21 protein-coding genes are annotated in these 20,797 nt (G+C 62.8%); 10 read left to right on the top strand and 11 right to left on the bottom strand.

Annotation, left to right across the window (positions count from 1 at the left end; genetic code table 11):
* The first annotated feature begins 80 nt into the window (after positions 1-80).
* From tsaB to BLU85_RS07845, 5 genes are all read left to right on the top strand, one after another.
* A complete protein-coding gene (tsaB, locus tag BLU85_RS07865) occupies positions 81-758 on the top strand; it encodes a tRNA (adenosine(37)-N6)-threonylcarbamoyltransferase complex dimerization subunit type 1 TsaB (protein ID WP_092202249.1) in 678 nt (225 codons plus the stop codon).
* A gap of 365 nt (positions 759-1,123) precedes the next feature.
* Positions 1,124-1,432: a hypothetical protein gene (locus BLU85_RS07860; protein WP_072343505.1), complete on the top strand. Its 309-nt coding sequence runs from the start codon at positions 1,124-1,126 to the stop codon at positions 1,430-1,432.
* On the top strand, positions 1,432-2,292 hold the full coding sequence (locus BLU85_RS07855; protein WP_092202247.1) for a DUF72 domain-containing protein: 861 nt from the start codon (positions 1,432-1,434) through the stop codon (positions 2,290-2,292). Before BLU85_RS07860 ends, BLU85_RS07855 begins: the two co-directional genes overlap by 1 nt.
* Before the next feature lie 33 nt (positions 2,293-2,325).
* Entirely contained in the window at positions 2,326-3,147 is an 822-nt protein-coding gene (locus tag BLU85_RS07850) for an isocitrate lyase/PEP mutase family protein (RefSeq protein WP_092202245.1), read from the top strand.
* Positions 3,148-3,181: 34 nt separating this feature from the next.
* A complete protein-coding gene (locus tag BLU85_RS07845) occupies positions 3,182-3,862 on the top strand; it encodes an extensin-like domain-containing protein (protein ID WP_371128528.1) in 681 nt (226 codons plus the stop codon).
* Position 3,863: 1 nt separating this feature from the next.
* Here the strand turns inward: BLU85_RS07845 and BLU85_RS07840 are convergent, their stop codons facing one another.
* Complete coding sequence (locus tag BLU85_RS07840) at positions 3,864-4,484, bottom strand: energy transducer TonB (RefSeq protein WP_092202241.1); 621 nt, start codon at positions 4,482-4,484, stop codon at positions 3,864-3,866.
* 91 nt (positions 4,485-4,575) lie between these two features.
* Between BLU85_RS07840 and BLU85_RS07835 the strand changes: the two genes are divergently transcribed.
* Positions 4,576-5,358, top strand: coding sequence for a class I SAM-dependent methyltransferase (locus BLU85_RS07835; RefSeq protein ID WP_092202239.1), 783 nt, complete (start codon positions 4,576-4,578; stop codon positions 5,356-5,358).
* A 125-nt stretch (positions 5,359-5,483) separates the two neighbouring features.
* Here the strand turns inward: BLU85_RS07835 and BLU85_RS07830 are convergent, their stop codons facing one another.
* Positions 5,484-6,119 (bottom strand): TetR/AcrR family transcriptional regulator, encoded by a 636-nt coding sequence (locus BLU85_RS07830; protein WP_092202237.1) that lies wholly within the window; start codon positions 6,117-6,119, stop codon positions 5,484-5,486.
* 94 nt (positions 6,120-6,213) lie between these two features.
* Between BLU85_RS07830 and BLU85_RS07825 the strand changes: the two genes are divergently transcribed.
* Both BLU85_RS07825 and BLU85_RS07820 read left to right on the top strand, forming a co-directional pair.
* Positions 6,214-7,314, top strand: a complete 1,101-nt coding sequence (locus tag BLU85_RS07825; RefSeq protein ID WP_092202235.1) for an efflux RND transporter periplasmic adaptor subunit — start codon at positions 6,214-6,216, stop codon at positions 7,312-7,314.
* A 6-nt stretch (positions 7,315-7,320) separates the two neighbouring features.
* Positions 7,321-10,386, top strand: a complete 3,066-nt coding sequence (locus BLU85_RS07820; protein WP_092202233.1) for an efflux RND transporter permease subunit — start codon at positions 7,321-7,323, stop codon at positions 10,384-10,386.
* A 136-nt stretch (positions 10,387-10,522) separates the two neighbouring features.
* On the opposite strand, the gene BLU85_RS07815 is transcribed toward BLU85_RS07820, so the two are convergent.
* The 4 genes from BLU85_RS07815 to plsB all read right to left on the bottom strand — a co-directional run bounded on the left by BLU85_RS07815 (position 10,523) and on the right by plsB (position 14,794).
* Positions 10,523-11,212 (bottom strand): DUF4197 domain-containing protein, encoded by a 690-nt coding sequence (locus BLU85_RS07815; protein ID WP_092202231.1) that lies wholly within the window; start codon positions 11,210-11,212, stop codon positions 10,523-10,525.
* Between the two features lie 33 nt (positions 11,213-11,245).
* Positions 11,246-11,641, bottom strand: coding sequence for a YbaY family lipoprotein (locus BLU85_RS07810; protein WP_092202229.1), 396 nt, complete (start codon positions 11,639-11,641; stop codon positions 11,246-11,248).
* A 95-nt stretch (positions 11,642-11,736) separates the two neighbouring features.
* Positions 11,737-12,108: a hypothetical protein gene (locus tag BLU85_RS07805; protein WP_092202228.1), complete on the bottom strand. Its 372-nt coding sequence runs from the start codon at positions 12,106-12,108 to the stop codon at positions 11,737-11,739.
* A 187-nt stretch (positions 12,109-12,295) separates the two neighbouring features.
* Positions 12,296-14,794 carry a glycerol-3-phosphate 1-O-acyltransferase PlsB gene (gene plsB / locus BLU85_RS07800; RefSeq protein ID WP_092202227.1) on the bottom strand — a complete coding sequence of 833 codons (2,499 nt, stop codon included), beginning with the start codon at positions 14,792-14,794 and terminating at the stop codon, positions 12,296-12,298.
* 233 nt (positions 14,795-15,027) lie between these two features.
* On the opposite strand from plsB, the gene BLU85_RS07795 reads away from it, so the two are divergent.
* Entirely contained in the window at positions 15,028-15,237 is a 210-nt protein-coding gene (locus BLU85_RS07795) for a cold shock domain-containing protein (protein WP_003198198.1), read from the top strand.
* A 256-nt stretch (positions 15,238-15,493) separates the two neighbouring features.
* Here BLU85_RS07795 and BLU85_RS07790 read toward each other — a convergent pair whose 3' ends face one another.
* The 3 genes from BLU85_RS07790 to dapE form a co-directional block, all read right to left on the bottom strand.
* Entirely contained in the window at positions 15,494-15,871 is a 378-nt protein-coding gene (locus tag BLU85_RS07790) for a hypothetical protein (RefSeq protein ID WP_053182357.1), read from the bottom strand.
* A gap of 82 nt (positions 15,872-15,953) precedes the next feature.
* The gene (locus tag BLU85_RS07785) at positions 15,954-16,763 is read right to left on the bottom strand and encodes a putative RNA methyltransferase (RefSeq protein ID WP_092202225.1); all 810 of its coding nucleotides are present in this window, start codon (positions 16,761-16,763) and stop codon (positions 15,954-15,956) included.
* Positions 16,763-17,914, bottom strand: a complete 1,152-nt coding sequence (gene dapE, locus BLU85_RS07780; protein ID WP_092202223.1) for a succinyl-diaminopimelate desuccinylase — start codon at positions 17,912-17,914, stop codon at positions 16,763-16,765. The genes BLU85_RS07785 and dapE overlap by 1 nt, the downstream gene beginning before the upstream one ends.
* 300 nt (positions 17,915-18,214) lie before the next feature.
* On the opposite strand from dapE, the gene tcdA reads away from it, so the two are divergent.
* Positions 18,215-19,033, top strand: coding sequence for a tRNA cyclic N6-threonylcarbamoyladenosine(37) synthase TcdA (gene tcdA, locus BLU85_RS07775; protein ID WP_092202220.1), 819 nt, complete (start codon positions 18,215-18,217; stop codon positions 19,031-19,033).
* A 112-nt stretch (positions 19,034-19,145) separates the two neighbouring features.
* Here tcdA and BLU85_RS07770 read toward each other — a convergent pair whose 3' ends face one another.
* Positions 19,146-19,550 carry a SufE family protein gene (locus BLU85_RS07770; RefSeq protein WP_092202218.1) on the bottom strand — a complete coding sequence of 135 codons (405 nt, stop codon included), beginning with the start codon at positions 19,548-19,550 and terminating at the stop codon, positions 19,146-19,148.
* The gene (locus BLU85_RS07765; protein ID WP_092202216.1) at positions 19,547-20,752 is read right to left on the bottom strand and encodes an aminotransferase class V-fold PLP-dependent enzyme; all 1,206 of its coding nucleotides are present in this window, start codon (positions 20,750-20,752) and stop codon (positions 19,547-19,549) included. The genes BLU85_RS07770 and BLU85_RS07765 overlap by 4 nt, the downstream gene beginning before the upstream one ends.
* Between the last annotated feature and the right edge of the window lie 45 nt (positions 20,753-20,797).

Raw genomic sequence — 20,797 nt, 5'->3', positions numbered from 1 at the left:
TGCAACAACTACGGCCCGCTTGCGGGCCGTAGTTGTTTATACTGGCGCACTTTTTTTCCACCTGATTTACGGACACATCGATGAGCACCTTGCTGGCCCTGGACACCGCGACTGAAGCTTGCTCCGTTGCCCTGCTGCACAACGGCAAGGTCACTAGCCATTACGAGGTGATCCCGCGCCTGCATGCGCAGAAACTGTTGCCGATGATCCAGCGACTGTTGAGCGATGCCGGGACGACCTTGCAGGCGGTGGACGCGATTGCCTTCGGTCGCGGGCCAGGGGCTTTTACTGGCGTGCGCATCGCCATCGGCGTGGTGCAGGGACTGGCCTTTGCCCTGGAGCGGCCGGTGTTGCCGGTCTCGAACCTGGCGGTACTGGCCCAGCGGGCGATGCGTGAGCACGGCGCCCGCCAGGTGGCGGCGGCTATCGATGCGCGTATGGACGAGGTGTACTGGGGTTGCTACCGCGAAACCGCCGGTGAGATGCGCCTGGTCGGTTCCGAGGCGGTATTGCCTCCCGAGGCCGCGGCGTTACCAAGCGGGGCCGACGGTGACTGGTTTGGCGCCGGCACAGGTTGGGGTTACGGCGAGCGCATTGCCGTCAGCCTGACCGGCCAGGACGCCACCCTGCTGCCTCACGCCGAAGACCTGCTGGCCCTGGCCCGTTTCGCCTGGGAACGCGGCGAAGCCATTCCGGCCGATGATGCGCAGCCGGTGTACCTGCGGGACAAGGTGGCAACGCCCAAGTCCGAGCGGTAACTCGACAGCGACGGGTATTCAAGCGAGCACCGTTGTGGCGAGGGGATTTATCCCCGTTCGAGTGCGCAGCACTCGCTAAATATGGCATGGCCCAGCACCGTCGGGGGGCGCTTCGCACCCCAGCGGGGATAAATCCCCTCGCCACAAAAGCATTCCCTGACACTGTGGAGTGCTTCATGCACACCCGGCACCCTCCCACCCAAAGTCATTTGCTCCTCCAAAAGTCACACCCGATATTGCCAGTCGTCACTTTTTCGGCCTGTTTTTAAACCTTTTTGACTTTATGTGTTCTAGTTATCACTTGCGCATTTGCGCGGCTGCGAAAGTGCCGCTAAATTGCCATCATTGATACCGAGCATTCTGTTATGCGTATAGACGGCTTTTCATCCCAGTCCTATCCCATCAAGCGTCGGCCTCGTGCGGGTAAAGCCACTGAGCCGGAAAACTTCGATGACATCGACGGTGACCTGGAATTTCCGTCCGAGGAACAATTGGCCGCCCGTGCCGCCAAAGCTTCCGCGCAACGCCTGAGCAATCTTCCCGCCCGTCAGCAAGACATGATTTATCACCGTGCGATGAGCCGCAGTGTCGCCACGGCCCTGGCGAGCTACCTGAGCACCGCCGGTTTCGTCGATTGGGATATGGAAGTGCTGGGACTCGATCTCTACATCTGATGGTCTTGCCTTACTACCTGGGCTGCCCGTCCTGGAGCGAAAACGCCTGGCGCGATTACCTTTATCCCCAGGACGCCAAAAGCACCGACTTCCTCGATCTCTATTCCCAAGTGTTCAATGCCGTGGAAGGCAATACAACCTTCTATGCCAGCCCGTCTGCGGCGACGGTCCAGCGCTGGGCCGACATCATGCCCGAGCACTTTCGTTTCACCGCCAAGTTTCCCGGTGACATCAGCCACAATGGCGACTTGCGCGAGCGCCTGACGGCCACCGAAACCTTCCTGCAACTGCTCAGCCCCCTGGGCGAGCGCGTCGCGCCGTACTGGCTGCAACTGTCCAAGGCCTTCACCCCGAATCGGTTAGCGGAACTGGCGGGGTTCATCGACGCCTTGCAGCGCCCCCTGGCCGTGGAAGTCCGTCACGATGAGTTCTTTGCCAAGGGCGACGCCGAGCGACGCCTCAATCGTCTGTTGCTCGATCGCGGCGTCGAACGCATCTGCCTCGATCCCCGGGCCTTGTTCAGCTGCACCTCCCTTGATCCCGCCGTGCTTCACGCGCAATCGAAAAAGCCCCGCGTGCCGCCCCGGCCCGCGGCGTTCACGCAATGTCCGCAAGTGCGCTTCATTGGCCATCCGGTGCTGGAAGCCAACGAGTCGTTCCTGACGCCCTGGGTGGAGAAAATCGCCGGTTGGATCGAAGAGGGGCGCACGCCCTATATCTTCCTGCACACTGCCGACAACCGGCTGGCGGCCCGGCTCGCGCAACGCTTTCACGAGCGTTTGATGAGTCGATTGCCTGGCTTGCCGGCCCTGCCTGCGCTATATAGAGAGCCCGCCGCCGAGCAACTGGGTTTGCTCTGAGGCCCACTCCTTCTCTGCTCAGGAGCGAACTACATGGATGCGCAAACTCGTCGAGCCCAGGCGTTCAAGGCCTTGCACGAACGCGAAGGGGCCTTTGTCATTCCCAACCCGTGGGATGCCGGTTCGGCCAAGATGCTGGCCAGCCTCGGCTTTGAAGCCTTGGCCACTACCAGTGCCGGTCATGCCTTTTCCTTGGGCCGACCCGATGGCGCGTTGGGCCTGGAGGACACGTTGGCTAACGTACGGGCGATTGTGGCGGCCACTGACCTGCCGGTGGCCGTCGACCTGGAGAACGGTTTTGCCGATGCCCCCGAGGACTGCGCCCGTAACCTGCTCCGTGCGGCGCAGGCCGGTGCGGTGGGTGGTTCGATCGAGGATGCCACGGGGCGCGAAGACAGCCCGATCTATTGCTTTGACCACGCCGTGGCGCGGGTCAAGGCCGCCGCCGAGGCCGTGCGCAGCTTACCGTATCCCTTCCTGCTGACGGCCCGGGCGGAAAACTTCCTGCACGGTAATCTGGATCTGGACGACACCCTTCGCCGCCTGACAGCTTTCGCGGACGCGGGGGCCGACGTGCTGTACGCCCCGGGGCTGAGCAGCGCCGGGCAAGTGCTCGCGGTGGTGCAGGCCGTGGCGCCGAAACCGGTGAATGTACTGATGTCCGGGGCACTGGACCTGACCGTCGCGCAGTTGAGCGAGTTGGGCGTCAAGCGCATCAGCGTCGGGTCGGCGCTGGCCCTGGCCGCGTATGGCGAGTTCTTCCGCGCCGCCGAGGAAATCCAGGAGCAGGGCTCGTTCACTTTCACGCGCCGCTCGATGCCGTTCAAGCAGGCCAACCAGTTGTTCAAGGGTTGATGCCGGAGGCCCCGCCGTGCGGTTCCTGAAAGGTATGGCGGTACTGACCCTGATCGTTGGTCTGGCCGTTTTCGGCGTATGGCGCGGCTGGCTGTCGCTGCCGCCACAGTGGAATCCGTGGGCGCCCCTGGACGTCAACCTGGCGCCCAACCTGCTGACCCGCTACAAGCTCATGGCCCTGCGCAACGACCCGCAGCTGTGTGACCAGGCCCTCGCCACCTCGGGGCTGCGCACCGCGCGCCAGGCCGACAGCGGTGCCAATACGACGTGCCCGTTGACCAACGTGCTGCGGGTGCAGGGCGGTGAGGTGGCGCTGAGCAGCAGTTTCCTCGCCAGTTGCCCGCTGGCGGTGGCGTTCGCGCTGTTCGAGCGCCATGGGTTGCAGCCGGCGGCAGTGGCGGCCTACGGGCAGAGAGTGACGCGGGTCGATCATCTCGGCAGTTTCGCCTGCCGCAACATGTACGGTCGCGAGAGCGGTGCGCGTAGCCAGCACGCTACCGCCAGTGCGTTGGATATCGCCGGGTTTCGCCTGGCCGATGGGCGCACGATCAGCGTGCTCAGGGACTGGCCCAAGGATAATGCCGATGCGCGTTTTCTGCGTCAGGCACGGGACGGCGCCTGCGATATGTTCAGTGTGGTCTTGAGCCCGGATTACAACGCGGCGCACCGCAACCATTTTCATCTGGACGTGGGGCCATGGTGGATCTGTCGCTGATTCAGGCGGCGATGCGCAGGTTCTGCAGCACGATCGGACGTGCCCAGCGGGTGTCGAAGTCCAGTTGTTTCTGCTGTGCCACGAGCTCTTCTTCCGGGAAGGGCGGGAACGGTTTGTCCAGCAGGTCCAGTTCGAACTCGGCGATCGGCAGGTGCAAGGGGCGCGGTTGTGGCGCCGGGCCTGGCTCTGGCAGCGGTTGGCCGGCGGCGAGGACGAGTGGGCGAACCCAGTTGCTTTCGAAGGTCTGCTGTTTTTGCTGGGCGGCGATTTCTTCCGGCGGGAAGGGTGGGAAGGGCTTGTCCAGCAGGTCGAGTTCGAATTCGGCGATGGGCAGGAACAGTGGTTCAGGCGGCTTGACCGGCGTGTCGGTCACTTCACAGGTGCGCTGGCTGACGATGTGCGCCAGCAGCTCGGCGCCGAGGGTCGGTTCAACGGCCTCATCGAGGGGCTCTGGCTGGTAGCTGCCAGGCACCGGTGCGTTATCACCCAGTTGATCGGCCAGGGCCCGGGCAAAAAAATCCTGCCACAGGTGACTGACGCCGCTCAGCGCTTGGGTGTTACGCAGGCTGTAATCGCCGTAAGGGGAGATAACGCCTATCGATGTGGATTGAATGTCTGACATTTTTCTCGGTCGACGCTCAGCTCTGGCAAAATGCCGTTCACCGTTGTTATCGGCCGTTTTTGCCGATCCTTAATTTTTTGAGCATGTTTCCATGAGTGAGCAACCCGCGGCCTGCCGCATCCATGTCGAGGCCCTGGCCCCGGCCTTCCAACCGCAGGCCGAACACTGGGCCGAGCGCCTTGGCCTGCCTATGCAAGTGGACGATGGCGAGTTTGCCTTGCAGGTCGGTGAGCAGGGTTTGCAATTGCAGCAGTTGGGTCCGGATGCACCAGGGCCGGTGCGCGTGGACTTCGTCGAAGGCGGTGCGGCCCACCGGCGCTTGTACGGCGGCGGCAGCGGCCAGATGATCGCCAAGGCGGTCGGCATCGCCCAGGGTGTGCGTCCGCGGGTGCTGGATGCCACGGCCGGGTTGGGCAAGGATGCGTTTGTGCTGGCCAGCCTGGGCTGCGACATGAGCCTGATCGAGCGCCAGCCGCTGATTGGCGCCTTGCTGGAGGATGGCCTGGCCCGTGGGGCCGAGGACTTCGAGGTGGCGCCGATCGTGGCGCGTATGCGTTTGCTCAAGGGCAATTCCATTGAGGTGATGCGCAACTGGGAAGGCGAACCGCCCCAGGTGATCTACCTCGACCCGATGTTCCCTCATCGTGAGAAAACCGCCCTGGTGAAGAAGGAAATGCGCCTGTTCCGCCCCCTGGTGGGCGATGACCCGGACGCTCCGGCACTGCTCGCCGCGGCCCTGGCCCTGGCGACGCACCGGGTGGTGGTCAAGCGCCCGCGCAAAGCCCCGTGCATCGAAGGGCCGAAGCCGAGCCATGGGCTCGATGGCAAGTCCAGTCGCTACGACATCTACCCGAAGAAAGCGCTCAAGCCCTGAGACCGGGTCGCCTGCATCGCGAGCAAGCTCGCTCCCACAGGGTTTGATGTGCACCACAGATCCAATGTGGGAGCGAGCTTGCTCGCGATGAGGCCCTTCCAGCCTGCGAAAGGCTACCGGTCGAGCTAAGGCCGATAAGCCCGCATGAACAACCCCACCACTTCCTGCACATGAGCCTCGGCCGCTTCCGGTTCCTGGGGTTCGCCGCAGCCAGACAATAACCGGAAATTCGCCGCGCCCTTGATCAGGCAGAAGAAATGCTCGGCGGCATTGCGTGGTTTATCGATGCTCAAGGCACCGCTCTGGTTGACCTTGGTCAGCAGCCGCTCCATGCCTGAGAGCATCCGCTGTGGGCCTGCTTCGTAGAAAATCGTCGACAGCTTCGGGTCCTGGCTGCCCAGGGCCATGATCAGCCGATGCAGGTTCAGGGATTCGGCGCTGTTGATCAGTTGGTTGAACCCGCGGGCGATGTTCAACAACACCTGTTCGATCGGAACGCCGTCGGGCCATTCATAAAACAGCGGCGGCACCTGCTCTTCGCACTTGGCTATCACGGCAGCGGAAAACAGCGTCTCCTTGTCGTTGAAATGGCTGTAGACCGTCAGTTTAGAAACCCCGGCCTCGGTGGCGACGGCGTCCATGCTGGTATTGGCATAACCCAGGCTCAGGAACAGGCGTTTCGCCGCGTCGAGAATGGCCTGGCGCTTGGCCAGGTCCTTGGGGCGACCAGGGCCGCTGGAGGGTGAAGGATTGTTCGACATTTCTTCGCTTTAATACTGGACTGGTGAGTTTGCTATTAATAACATACTCGCCAGTATAATTATTCCAAGCACCATTAGCGAAAGGTCACTCGCCATGTTCCGCTATGCCCTGCCCCTCGCCGTGCCAGTCACCCTGGTTTTTTTATTGTCTGCGTGTGGTCATGACGAGCCGGTGCCCGTCGCCGTGCGCCCGGCCATGGTGGTCAAGCCCGAGCCGTCGGCCCAGGCGATGGACAGTTACCCTGGCGAAGTGCGGGCGCGTTTCGAGCCCGACCTGGCTTTTCGCATTGGCGGCAAGGTGAGCCGACGCCTGGTGGAAGAGGGGCAGCGGGTCAAGGCCAATCAACCGTTGGCCGAACTCGATCCCGAAGACGTGCGCCTGCAACTGGAAGCGACCCGTGCCCAGGTCGCCGCCGCCGAGGCCAACCTGAACCTGGTCCGCGCCGAGCGTGACCGCTACAAAACCTTGATGGAGCGGCAGATGGTCAGTCGCTCCCAGTACGACAACGCCGAAAACCTTTATCGCTCCGGCACCGCGCGGCTCAAGCAGATCAAGGCCGAGTTCGATGTCGCCAACAACCAGGCCAGCTATTCGGTGCTGCGTGCGCCCCAGGATGGCGTGGTGGCCAGGCGTTCGGTGGAAGTCGGGCAGGTGGTCTCGGCCGGGCAAACCGTCTTCACCCTGGCCACCGACGGTGAACGTGAGGTGCTGATCAGTCTGCCGGAACAGGGGTTTGGCCGGTTCAAGATCGGCCAGCCGGTCTCGGTCGAACTGTGGAGCCAGCCCGACCAGCGTTTCAGCGGGCATATTCGCGAACTGTCACCCGCTGCCGACCCCAGGTCCCGTACCTTCGCCGCCCGCGTGGCCTTCACCTCCGGCAGCGTTCCGGCCGAGCTTGGCCAAAGCGCGCGGGTGTTTATCCAGACCGCCGACAAGGTGCCGCTGTCGGTGCCCTTGTCGGCCCTGACGGCTGAGAACGGCGCGACGTATGTCTGGGTAGTCAACGCCAACAACACCTTGAAAAAAGTCCCGGTGCGGGTTGGCGCCTTCGGCGAAAAGACGGTGCCGGTGCTGGAGGGCCTCAGCCCCGATGACTGGGTGGTGGCTGCCGGCGTGCATGTGCTCCTCGACGGCCAGCAGGTGCGACCGGTGGATCGCTCCAACCGCGTGGTCAACCTGACGGCCAAGGAGTAATCCGCGATGGGTTTCAATCTTTCCGAATGGGCGCTGCGTAACCGCCAGATCGTACTGTTCCTGATGCTGTTGCTGGCCATCGTCGGCGCGCTTTCCTACACCAAGCTTGGCCAGAGCGAAGACCCGCCGTTCACCTTCAAGGCCATGGTGATTCGCACCAACTGGCCAGGCGCCACGGCCGAGGAAGTTTCGCGACAAGTCACCGAGCGCATCGAAAAGAAACTGATGGAAACCGGTGACTACGAAAGGATCGTCTCGTTCTCCCGGCCGGGGGAATCCCAGGTGACCTTCATGGCCCGCGACTCCCTGCATTCGGCGCAGATCCCCGAGCTGTGGTACCAGTTGCGCAAGAAGGTCGGCGATATCCGCCACACCTTGCCGCCGGGTATCCAGGGGCCGTTCTTCAACGATGAGTTCGGGACCACCTTCGGCAATATCTACGCACTGACGGGCGACGGCTTCGACTATGCCGTGCTCAAGGATTACGCCGATCGCATCCAGCTCCAGCTACAGCGGGTCAAGGACGTGGGCAAGGTCGAGCTGATCGGCTTGCAGGACGAAAAGATCTGGATCGAATTGTCGAACGTGAAGCTGGCGACCCTCGGCCTGCCCTTGGCTGCGGTCCAGCAGGCGCTTGAGGCGCAGAATACGGTTTCCACTGCGGGCTTCTTCGAAACTGACAGCGAGCGCTTGCAGCTACGGGTTTCGGGGAATTTCCAGACGGTGGAAGAGATCCGCAACTTCCCGATCCGGGTCGGCGATCGTACGTTCCGCATCAGCGACCTGGCGGACGTGCGCCGTGGTTTCAACGACCCGCCAGCGCCACGCATGCGCTTCATGGGCGAGGACGCCATCGGCCTGGCCGTGGCGATGAAGGAAGGCGGGGATATCCTGATTCTGGGCAAGGCCCTTGAAGCCGACTTTGCCCGTATCCAGAACACCCTGCCGGCGGGCATGCAGTTGCGCAAGGTTTCAGACCAGCCGGCGGCGGTGAAGACCGGCGTCGGAGAGTTCGTCCAAGTGCTGGTGGAAGCGCTGACGATTGTACTGTTGGTGAGCTTCTTCTCCTTGGGGTTGCGCACCGGGATGGTGGTGGCCCTGGCGATCCCGCTGGTGCTGGCGATGACGTTCGCCGCCATGTACTACCTGGGGATCGGCCTGCACAAGATTTCCCTCGGCGCGCTGGTATTGGCCCTGGGGCTGCTGGTGGACGACGCGATCATTGCGGTGGAGATGATGGCGATCAAGATGGAGCAGGGCTTCGACCGGATCAAGGCCGCCAGCTTCGCCTGGACCAGCACCGCATTCCCGATGCTCACCGGTACGTTGATCACGGCGGCGGGCTTCCTGCCGATCGCCACCGCGCAATCGGGCACTGGCGAATACACCCGTTCGATTTTCCAGGTGGTAACCCTGGCGTTGCTGGCGTCCTGGGTGGCCGCCGTGGTGTTCGTGCCGTACCTGGGGGAAAGGCTCCTGCCAGACCTGGCGAAAATTCATGCGGCCAAACATGGCACGACTGACGGCCAGACCGACCCTTATGGCACGCCGTTCTATCAGCGTGTCCGGCGGATGGTGGAATGGTGCGTGCGTCGGCGCAAAACCGTCATCCTGCTGACCGTGCTGTTGTTCGTCGGCTCGGTGGTGTTGTTCCGGTTCGTGCCGCAGCAGTTTTTCCCGGCATCGGGGCGGCTGGAGCTGATGGTCGACTTGAAGCTGCAGGAAGGCGCCTCCCTGAGCAATACCGCCGAACAGGTCAAGCGCCTGGAAGCGCTGCTCAAGGACCATGCCGGCATCGACAACTACGTGGCCTACGTCGGCACCGGTTCACCGCGTTTCTATCTACCGCTGGATCAACAACTGCCGGCTTCCAGCTTTGCCCAGTTCGTGGTGCTGGCCAAGACTATCGAAGACCGCGAGCCTTTGCGCAGTTGGTTGATCGCGACCCTGAACGAGCAATTCCCGACCCTGCGCTCGCGGGTCACGCGCCTGGAAAACGGCCCGCCGGTCGGCTATCCGGTGCAGTTCCGCGTCACGGGCGAGCACATCGAAGAAGTCCGGGCCCTGGCGCGGAAAGTGGCGACGAAAGTTCGCGAAAACCCCTACGTGGTCAATGTGCACCTGGATTGGGAAGAGCCGAGCAAGGTGGTGTACCTGAACGTCGACCAGGACCGCGCCCGGGCCCTGGGCGTCAGCACCACCGATCTGGCGAGTTTCCTGCGCAGCTCCCTCACCGGCTCCAGCGTCAGCCAGTACCGGGAAGACAACGAACTGATCGAAATCCTGCTGCGCGGTACGGTGCATGAACGCACCGAGCTGTCGTTGCTGTCGAGCCTGGCGGTGCCAACCGACAACGGCAAGAGCGTGGCCCTGTCGCAGATCGCGACCCTGGAATACGGCTTCGAAGAGGGTGTGATCTGGCACCGCAATCGCTTGCCGAGCGTGACCGTGCGGGCCGATATCTATGGCAAGGAGCAACCGGCGACCCTGGTCCAGCAGATCTTCCCGACCCTGGAGCCGATTCGTGCCGAACTGCCGGATGGTTACCTGTTGGAGGTAGGCGGTACGGTGGAGGATTCGGCCCGTGGCCAGAAATCGGTGAATGCCGGTGTACCGTTGTTCATCGTGGTGGTGCTGACGTTGCTGATGCTGCAACTGCGCAGTTTTTCCCGCACGGCCATGGTGTTTCTCACCGCTCCCCTGGGGTTGATCGGCGTCACGCTGTTCCTGTTGGTGTTCCGCCAGCCGTTCGGCTTCGTCGCCATGCTCGGCACTATCGCGCTGTCGGGGATGATCATGCGCAACTCGGTGATCCTGGTGGACCAGATCGAACAGGACATCAAGGCTGGCCTGACGCCCTGGCAGGCTATCATCGAAGCCACGGTGCGCCGCTTCCGCCCGATTGTGCTCACCGCACTGGCTGCGGTGCTGGCGATGATCCCACTGTCACGCAGCCTGTTCTTCGGGCCCATGGCGGTGGCGATCATGGGCGGCTTGATCGTGGCCACGGCGTTGACGCTGTTGTTCCTGCCGGCGTTGTATGCGGCGTGGTTCAGGGTCAAGAAAACCTGAACCGATCCAGCGACCAGCGCAGATCCAATGTGGGAGCGAGCTTGCTCGCGATAGCGGTGCAACAGCCAACAAAGATGTTGAAGCTGATACCGTCATCGCGAGCAAGCTCGCTCCCACAGTTGGTTCGGGTTGGGGCTCAGAGGGTGCCGAAGACTTTCTTCGCCAAACTGGTCGCCGCAGCCGCCGGGTTCTGGCGAATGGTGGCTTCCTGCTCGCCGATCATCTCGAACAACCCATCCAGCGCCTGTTCGGTCACGTAGTTCTCGATGTTGGCGCTCTTGGCATCCAGCACGCCGAGCGTCGCGGCCTGGCCGGCGAAGGCATTGTATTTCTGGGCCAGGCCGACCTTGTCGGTGGCTTGCTTGACGATGGGCAGGAACTTGGCGCGGATCTGCTCGCGGCTGCTCTTGTTCAGGTATTGCGTGGCCGAGTCGTTGCCGCCGCTCAAGATGCCCTTGGCATCGCTCACGCTCATGTTCTTCACGGCATTGACCAGGATCGGCTGGGCCTGGACCACGGCGGCCTCGGCAGCCTGGTTCATGCTGGTTTCCAATTGATCGACCTGTTCACCCATGCCGAAGGCCTTCATCTTGCTGGCGACTTTGCCCAGCTTGCCTGGCAGTTCGATTTTCACATCCGGGTTGTTGCTGAAGCCGCCGGGTTTACCCAGCTGCTTGACCGCCACCTGTGCACCTTGGGTCAAGGCGTCCTTGAGGCCGCCCGTGGCATCTTGTTGCGACAGGTCGCCCAGGGACAGGGCCATGGCATTGGCGCAGATCAACAGGCCCGCGCACAGGCCGGTGAAACGGAGGGTAGAGCGGAGCATGATGGCGTCCTTGAAAAAAGTTGGAAAAAGCAATCAGCGTGCGGCGTTGACGCGGATCTTCAACGGCTGCGGATCCTTGCCATCGAGTTGTACGGCGTGTTGTTCGGTGGTGATGAACATCAACTGGCCGTCCACTTCGATGCGGGCGCTCACGGCATAACGATGGCCGGGCTTGACCTGGGCGGGATCATAACTGAGGTGGAACGGCAGCGGGACCTGGCCTTTGATCGGGCCGCTCTGTTCATCGAGCACCACCGCAGGAGCGTCGGCCAGGGAAACGTCCTGCAGGCTCACGCTCAAGGTGGCGTTGGGCGGCAGGGCGATGCGTTGCAGATAGAAGACTTCGCCGTCGAGGGACGCAGGGGGGGGCGTTGTCGATTGGCAAGCGGCCAGCAAGGCCATGGAGGCAAGCAGAGCGAGTTTTTTCATGGGGCAAGCACCTGGCTCGTTGACGCCAGCCACACATGGGCGTCAACGAGCATTTAACGGATTTGCGTCCAAGCATCCCTGCGTAATGTCGCGGCTCAGGAACCGAGCGCAGGCGCTTGAACAGTTTCAGCCAGCGATGCTGGCGCCAGGCTCAGGGGGATGTCAACGTGTTGATCGCCGCCATCCCAGGTGAAGGCCTGTTCGGTATCAAGGAGAAGAGCGGTACCACCTTGGTACATCTGCACCTTTACCGAGAGCTTCTCGCCGACGGACGCCCTCTCGGAATTGATCTGGAAGCGATATTGCCAAGGCTGCTGGAGCGGCTCCCTTGGCGCCATGTTGGAGCCCTGGCCGCCGCTGGTGCTGATCTGCACACCGGCGGCATTTCGAACGCTGATTTCGGCACGGCCGGCTTCCGGGAGTTGATAGCCTTCGGGCAAACGCAGGGTGAGGGTGATGATGTTCATGTTGAATTCCTTTTCAATACGTCGACATTGACGTGGGCTCATCCTAGAGGCCTGCTCCAAAGTTCTCTGTAGGTCTTTTCTTCGTTTGACGTCGCCTTGGCCGCTGCGCAGCGTCGGAGTACGCCTGTCGACTGACCGATCCACTCACCAGAACCGTTCCATGTCCGGGGTGAGTGATCGGTCAATGTCAAAGGTCTGGACTGACGGCGATCTCCGCCGCATCTTCACTGCGATGCAACGCCACCTGGCGAATCGACAGGCGAATCTCCGCCGGCAGCACCCGCTTGGCCGCGCCTTCGGCCAGTTCGCCCAGCAATTGGTGGTAGCTGAGCTTGCCGGCCTCGTCGCGGCGCAGTACATCCAGGTCCAGCATCGTCTGGATGAAGTGGCGGAACAGGCTCTTGTCGAAGAATTCCGGTGCGTTCAGGCCATGGAGGATCGACAGGCGCTGGGCCATGACGGTGCAGAGGTCTTCCAGTTCTTCGGCGCTGACGCTGTTCTGACCGCTGTTGAGCAGCAGCGAGACGGTCATGTAGAAGCGCTGCAAGGTCTGGGCAATGCTTTTGGACAGCAGGGTCAGCAGCACGAAGTGCCGTGAACTCGGCGCCGGACGCAGGTACAGGTCGTTTTCGAAACGCAGCAGGCCCTGTTCGACAAACGCGTCGAGCCATTGGTCGACCACACCGTCCAGCTCTTCCAGCGACCAGCGAATGAACAACTCCGATTGCAGGTACGGGTACAGCGCATGGGTGTAGCGCAGGATCTGTTCGCGGCTCATGCGCGAGCTGCTCTGGAAGAAGCTCGCCAGCAACGCCGGCAGGGCGAAGATGTGCAGTACGTTGTTGCGGTAGTAGGTCATCAGTACCGCGTTCTGCTCGTCCAGGTACAGAATCTTGCCCAGGGCGTCGCTCTGTTCCGACAGCAGGTCCATGCCCTTCACGTGTTCGATCAGCGCTTGGCCATCGCCTTCGGGCAGGGTGGTGTGGGGGGAGTACGGGACTTTGCGCAGCAACGCCAGGTACAGGTCGAGTACCCGCGCCATGGCGCGGTCGTCCAGGGCCAGGCGGCTGGTGGACAACAGTGCCAGGGCGACAAGGTTGACCGGGTTGATGGCCGCGGCCTCGTTCAGGTGCCGGGCCACGCGCTCGCCGAGGCGATGGGTGGTTGCATTGAGCCAGGCCGGTTTGAATTGCGGGCCCAGTTCCTGTTGGCGCCAACCGGGTTGTTCGCCGTCGAGGAATTCCGCCAGCTTGATCGGTTCGCCGAAGTTCACCGCCACCTGGCCGAAGCGCTGCTTGAGGGCGCCGATGACTTTGAAGATGTCGAAGATCGATTCTTTCTTCTTGCTGGCCCCGCGCAGTTCGCCCAGGTAGGTGCGGCCTTCCAACACCCGCTCATAACCGATGTAGACCGGCACGAACACGATGGGCATGCGCGAGGAGCGCAGGAAGCTGCGCAGGGTGATGGCGAGCATGCCGGTCTTGGGTTGCAGCATGCGCCCGGTGCGCGAGCGCCCGCCCTCGACGAAATACTCCACCGGAAAGCCTTTGGTGAACAGGGTGTGCAGGTATTCGTTGAACACCGCGGTGTAGAGCGGGTTGCCCTTGAACGTGCGGCGCATGAAGAACGCCCCGCCTCGGCGCAGCAGGCCGCCGATCACCGGCATGTTGAGGTTGATGCCGGCGGCGATGTGCGGTGGTGTCAGGCCGTTGCGAAACAGCAGGTACGACAGCAGCAGGTAGTCGATGTGGCTGCGGTGGCACGGTACATAGATGACTTCGTGGCCCTGGGCGACGTTCTGCACGCCTTCGATGTGGTTGACCTTGATGCCGTCGTAGATCTTGTTCCAGAACCAGCTCAGCACCACTTCCAGGAAGCGGATCGCGGTGTAGGTGTAATCCGAAGCGATCTCGTTGCCGTAACGCAGGGCCTGGGCCTTGGCTTTTTCCGGGGAGATCTTTTCCCGTTCGGCTTCCTCGGTGATCGCCTGCTTGACCAGCGGCTGGTTCAAAAGACCCTTGACCAGGTTGCGACGGTGGGAGATGTCGGGGCCGATGACCGCCGCTTTCAAGTTGCGGAAGTGCACCCGCAGGATCCGCTGGGCCATGCGCACGGTGCGCTCGTGGCCTTTGCCGTGTTCGATCAGTTCGCGCAGGTGGATCGGTGCGGAGAATTGCACGCGGGTCTTGCGCCCCAGGATCATGATGCTCAACAGGCGACGCAAGCGCCCGGTGACGGCCCAGCTGTCGGCGAACAACAGTTTCCAGGGGCTGGACTCGCTGTCGGGCGACTGGCCCCAGAACACGCTGACCGGGATGATCTGGGCGTCTTCGGCGGCATTGTGGGTCAGGGCGTCGACCAATCGGGTCAGGGTGGGCGGCGCACCACGTTTGTCCTGGCGGCCGAGCCAGTCCGGCGCGGGGGTCAGGTAGAAAAACGCCGCCGGCTCCAGCAGGTTACCCACCGAGACCGGCAGCACCGGACGGGGCAGGCCGGCCTTGGTGCATTCGGTGTCGAGCACTGCCAGGTCGGTGAGCGAAGGGTCTTGCAGGACGTAGAACACCGGACGACTGCGGTCGAGGTTGAGGGTAAAGGACGACTGGTTGATGGTCTCGGAGCGAACCCAGAGATACAACAGTCGGCGCAGGGTGCCAAACACAAGACGGCGGAACGGGGAGCGGGTCATACGGCTTCTGCATGAGTGGATAAAACCGAGCGGCTGCTCGGGCCCGCTAGTGTGCCGGATTCATCGAAAATCGGCAAAAAAGCGCCGAAGTAAAGTCAGTTGAGAGTTTTTTCGGGTGTCATATACTCGGCAGTTACCGCCCCGGCCTCCCATGGACGGCCAGACAGTGGTGAAAGTTCGTACGGCTTTCCATCGAAAAGTCGACTTATAAGATAAAAATGGGAGTGAGCATCATGGCAGCACGGGAAACCGGCAGTGTGAAGTGGTTCAACGACGCCAAGGGTTACGGCTTCATCCAACGTGAAGGCGGGGCGGATGTGTTCGTGCATTACCGCGCCATCCGCGGTGAAGGCCACCGTTCCCTGACCGAAGGCCAGCAGGTCGAGTACGCGGTCGTGGAAGGGCAGAAGGGCCTGCAGGCTGAGGATGTGGTGGGGTTGTAAGCTGGCTACACAAAACCCCTTGTGGAGCGAGCTTGCTCGCGATAGCGGTGTGTCAGTCACTTCTAATCTGGCTGATCTACCGCTATCGCGAGCAAGCTCGCTCCCACAGTTTTGAATGGGGTGTTCACATATTTCGTGCCCGCCATACATCCCCTGTGGGAGCGAGCTTGCTCGCGATGACGGCGGTACATTCAACATCATCGTTTCAGGCAGACCGTCATTGCGGGTTAGCTCGCTCCCACATTGGCTTTTCGCCTCAGGCCGTTTTCCAGGTAATCTCTTCTTCCCCGTCGGCGCTGATGCGAATCCAGCGGTCCGCCGATTCTTCCCCTTCTTCCTCCACCCATGACCCAGGCGCGCAACGCACTTCGACGTTCAGTGCGGCGAAGGCGGCGCGGGCGCAGGCGATGTCGTCTTCCCACGGGGTCTGGTCGCTTTCCAGGTACAGGCTGTTCCATTTGCCCACGGCCTTGGGCAGCCAGGTCACTGGAATGCTGCCGGCCTTGCACTTGTAGGTCTGGCCTTTCTGGACCCAGTCGCTGCACGGGCCCAGGGCCTGGCCGAGCCAGGCGGCGATGGCCTTGTGGTCGACGTCGGCGTCCTTGAGGTAAATCTCGATATCGGGTTGGCGCATGGATGTCCTCGCTGCGGTCTTGAAAAATCCATTCGCGGATTTAACGGGCCCCGGGCGGTTGCCCGGGACCGGAATCAAAAGGTTATTGAAGAACGAAATAATCGTAGCGCATCGACACCGTGACCTCGAATGGCTCGGCCTGCTCGATCACGCTGGCGCGGCGTTCGGCGCTGGCGCGCCAACCATGGGGCGTCATGGCCAGCAGGTTGGCGCGATCCTGGCCATTGTCGAGGGTCAGCTTGAATTCGAGGGTTTCGCTGTGATCCAGCGCCATGCCCGAGGGCACCAGGGCCAGGTGCTTGTCGTCGGTGTAGGCGCGCACTTCGTCGTACAGGCGCTCGCGCAACTCCATCAGGTGGCCGGCGGTAGGGCCGACCTTCATCAGGCCGCCGCCAGGACTGAGCAGGCGCTTGGCCTCTTGCCAGTCCAGCGGGCTGAACACGCTGGCCAGGAACTGGCAGCAACCGTCCGCCAACGGCACCCGGGCCATGCTGGCGATCAACCAGGTCAGTTGCGGGTTGCGTTTGCAGGCGCGCTTGACCGCCTCGCGGGAAATGTCCAGGGCATAGCCGTCGGCATGGGGCAACGCCTCGGCGATCTGCGCGGTGTAGTAACCCTCGCCGCAGCCGATGTCCAGCCAGCGCCCGGGCGCGCGCTCGGCGGCCAGTTCCGCCAGGCGCCGGGCGACCGGGGCGTAGTGCCCGGCGTTGAGAAAGTCGCGGCGGGCTTCGACCATCGCCTGGTTGTCACCGGGGTCGCGGCTGTTCTTGTGCTGCACCGGCAGCAGGTTCAGGTAACCCTGCCGCGCGCGGTCGAAGCGGTGGCCGGCCGGGCACGCCACGCCATTGTCCACCGCGTTCAGCGGTTCACTGCAGATCGGGCAGGCGAGCATCAGGCGAGCAACTTGATCAGCGTCTTGTAGTAGATCTCGGTCAGCACGTCGAGATCGGCAGCCAGCACGCGCTCGTTGACCTGGTGGATGGTCGCGTTGACCGGCCCGAGTTCCACCACTTGCGTGCCCATGGTGGCGATGAAGCGACCGTCGGACGTGCCGCCGCTGGTGGACGCCTGGGTCTCGCGCCCTGTGACATCCCGGATGCTCGACGACACCGCATCGAGCAGCGCGCCCGGTTCGGTGAGGAACGGCAGGCCGGACAAGGCCCAGTCGATGTGCCAGTCCAGTTGATGCTTGTCGAGAATGTCGGCGACGCGCTGTTGCAGGCCTTCGACGGTGGACTCGGTGGAAAAGCGGAAATTGAAGACCGCTTCCAGGTCTCCGGGGATCACGTTGGTCGCGCCGGTGCCGGAATTGAGGTTGGAGATCTGGAAACTGGTCGGCGGGAAGAAGTCGTTGCCGTGGTCCCAGTGCTCGGCGGCCAATTCGGCCAAGGCGGGCGCGGCCAGGTGGATCGGATTCTTCGCCAGGTGTGGATAAGCCACGTGGCCTTGCTTGCCGCGCACGGTCAGTTTTGCGCCGAGGGAGCCGCGGCGGCCGTTCTTGACCACATCGCCCACCAAGGTGGTGCTCGACGGCTCGCCGACGATGCACCAGTCCAGTCGTTCCTGGCGGGCCTTGAGCCGTTCGACCACAGCTTTGGTGCCGTGGTGGGCCGGGCCTTCTTCATCGCTGGTGATCAGGAAGGTCAGCGAACCCTTGTGGTCCGGGTAGTCGGCGACGAACCGTTCGGCCGCCACGACCATCGCCGCCAGGCTGCCTTTCATGTCCGCCGCGCCACGGCCGCAGAGCATGCCCTGTTCGTCGATGACCGCATCGAACGGGTCGAGCTGCCAGGCCTTTACCGGACCGGTCGGCACCACATCGGTGTGCCCGGCGAAACACAGCACCGGACCGTCATGCTTGCCATGGCTGGCCCAGAAGTTATCCACATCCTCGATGCGCATCGGCTCGAGCGTGAAGCCCGCGTTGCCCAGGCGCTGCATCATCAGTTTCTGGCAATCGGCATCCACCGGCGTCACGGACGGACGGCGGATCAGGTCGCAGGCGAGTTGCAGGGTCGGCGAGAGGTCGGCGTGGGCCGTCATGAAAACTCCGGGAATATAGTGTGAACACAAGGCTTGTGCAGGCGCGGGCTGGCTCGCGCAAAATGGCGGTTATCTTATAGCAAAACGACCACCATTGGCCCAAGTATGCCAACGGTGTGTGACACAGAACCTGTGGGAGCGAGCTTGCTCGCGATAGCGGTGGATCAGTCGATACTCTATTGACTGGACTGACGCCATCGCGAGCAAGCTCGCCCCCACAAGGGAAATGGTGAGATTCATTTTGCGACCCGCTCGAATTGCCACGGCAAAGCCCTATAATGCGCGCCGGTTTTTGGGGTAATGGTCATGAGTACAGAAGATCCACGGTTTGCCGGCATCGCCCGTTTGTATGGCATTGAGGGCCTGGAACGCCTGCGGGCGGCCCATGTGGCGATCGTCGGCGTCGGTGGTGTCGGTTCCTGGGCGGCGGAAGCCATCGCCCGTTGCGGCGTGGGCGAGATTTCGCTGTTCGACCTGGACGATGTCTGTGTCAGCAACGCCAACCGCCAGTTGCACGCCCTGGACAGCACCGTCGGCAAGCCCAAGGTCGACGTGATGGCCGAGCGGCTGCGGGGGATCAACCCCGACTGCACGGTGCACGCGGTGGCGGACTTCGTCACCCGCGACACCATGGCCGAATACATCACGCCGAACATCGACTGCGTGATCGACTGCATCGACAGCGTCAACGCCAAGGCTGCGCTGATCGCCTGGTGCAAGCGCCGCAAGATCCAGATCATCACCACCGGCGGCGCGGGCGGGCAGATCGACCCGACGCTGATCCAGGTCTGCGACCTCAACCGTACGTTCAACGATCCCCTGGCCTCCAAGGTGCGCTCCACCTTGCGCCGCGACTACGGTTTCTCCCGCACCGTGACCCGCCACTACAGCGTGCCCTGCGTGTTCTCCACCGAACAACTGCGCTACCCGAAACCGGACGGCAGTATTTGCTTGCAGAAGAGTTTTGTCGGCGACGGCGTCAAGCTCGACTGCGCCGGTGGGTTTGGTGCGGTGATGATGGTCACGGCGACGTTTGGCATGGTCGCGGCGACCAAGGCTGTGGATAAGATTGTGGCGGGTGTGCGGCGACCGGCGGACAGGGTCAAGCCTCAGGTTTGAGGGGGGCTGATGGCCTCATCGCGAGCAAGCTCGCTCCCACATGGGGTCGGGCTGAATGCAGTATTTGCGTACACCAAATCCCCTGTGGGAGCGAGCTTGCTCGCGATGGCGGTTACTGAGTCAACTCAAACATCCGCTTCAACACCGCATTCAAGCCATTGCTGCGCGACGGCGACAGCTGCCGCGACAATCCCAGTTGGTTGAACCAATCCGGCAGATCCACCTGCTGCAACTCGTCAGCGGACAACCCGTTGACCCGCGCCAGCAGCAACGCCACCAACCCACGGATCAACCGCGCATCGCTGCTGGCACAAAACTGCCAGTGCCCGTCGTGCAAGCGACCCACCAACCACACCTGGCTCTCACAGCCGTGGACAAGGTTGGCCTCGCATTTGTCCTCGTCGCTCAGGGGCGGCAGACGTTCGCCCCATTGCATCAGCAATCGGGCCCGTTGCTCCCAGCCTGACGCGTCCCTAAAGATCTGCAGCGCCGTGGCGGCATCGGCTGGCAGGTTCATCGCAACATCTCCAAGGCTTGGTCGAGGGCTTCGAAGAACCGTTCGATGTCGGCGGAATCGTTGTACAACGCCAACGACACGCGGATCGCCCCGGACAGCTTCAAATGCTTGAACAGCGGCATCGCGCAGTGATGCCCGGCGCGCACGGCAATGCCTTGCTCGGTCAGCAGGTGCGCCAGATCGGCGTTGTGGATGCCTTCGACCACGAAACTGACCAGGGCCAGGCGTGGGTTGCCCAGCAGGCGAATGCCGTTGCGGGCCTGCAGGCCATGGAGCAGGTAGTCATGCAGCGCCGCCTCATGGTCGATGAGCGCTTGCGGATCGAGGGCGGACAGGTAGTCCAGGGTCGCGCCCAAGCCGATCACGCTGGCAATCGGCGGCGTACCGGCTTCGAAGCCCAGCGGCGCCGGACGGAAGGTGGCGCTGTGGTAATCGGCCTGTTGCACCATTTCACCGCCGAACTGCCAATGGCGCAGCTTGCCGAGGGCTTCGGTACGGCCGAACAGCACGCCCAGCCCGTCGGGGCCATAGAGTTTGTGGCTGGAAAACACGTAAAAGTCGCAGCCCAGCGCTTCCACGTCGTGGCGGCCATGGACCACGCCCTGGGCGCCGTCGATCACTGTCAGCGCGCCTTGGGCCTTGGCCAGTGCCAGCAGCGCCGGCACGGGCTGCCAGGCCCCCAGCACGTTGGATAACTGGCTCACCGCCAGCAAGCGCGTACGGGGGCCGATCAGTTCGGCGGCGGCGCCAGGATCGATCACGCCGTCGGCATCCAGTGGCAACACCACCAGGGTCAACGAACGGCGCTCGGCCAGTTGCTGCCACGGCAGCAGGTTGGCGTGATGTTCCAGAGCGCTGATGACGATCTCATCGCCCGGGTTGAATAGATGTTCCAGCCCGTAGGCCAGCAGATTCAGCGCCGAAGTGGCGCCGTGGGTGAAGACCACTTGCCCGCAGTTTCCGGCATTGAGCCATTGCGAAGCCTTGAGGCGGCTGTCCTCGAATGCCTGGGTGGCATGGGCGCCCGGCAAATGTTGCGCACGGTGCACGTTGGCCGCGCCATTGGCGTAGTAATGCGTCAGGGCGTCCAACAGGGCCTGGGGTTTTTGTGTGGTGGCGGCGCTGTCCAGGTAGGTCTGGCCTTGCCGTTGCAGGGCGGCGATGGCCGGGAAATCGGCACGCCAGGGGGATTGGATCAACATGCTTTCGGGCCCTGCTGGAGTTACGCCGGACCTTGGGGGAGCAGG

Origin of the sequence: Pseudomonas sp. NFACC14 (assembly GCF_900106885.1) — a bacterium.
GTDB lineage: Bacteria > Pseudomonadota > Gammaproteobacteria > Pseudomonadales > Pseudomonadaceae > Aquipseudomonas > Aquipseudomonas fluorescens_AA.
The sequence above is the reverse complement of the archived record's forward strand: the minus strand, read 5'-3'. Positions and strand labels throughout refer to the sequence as shown.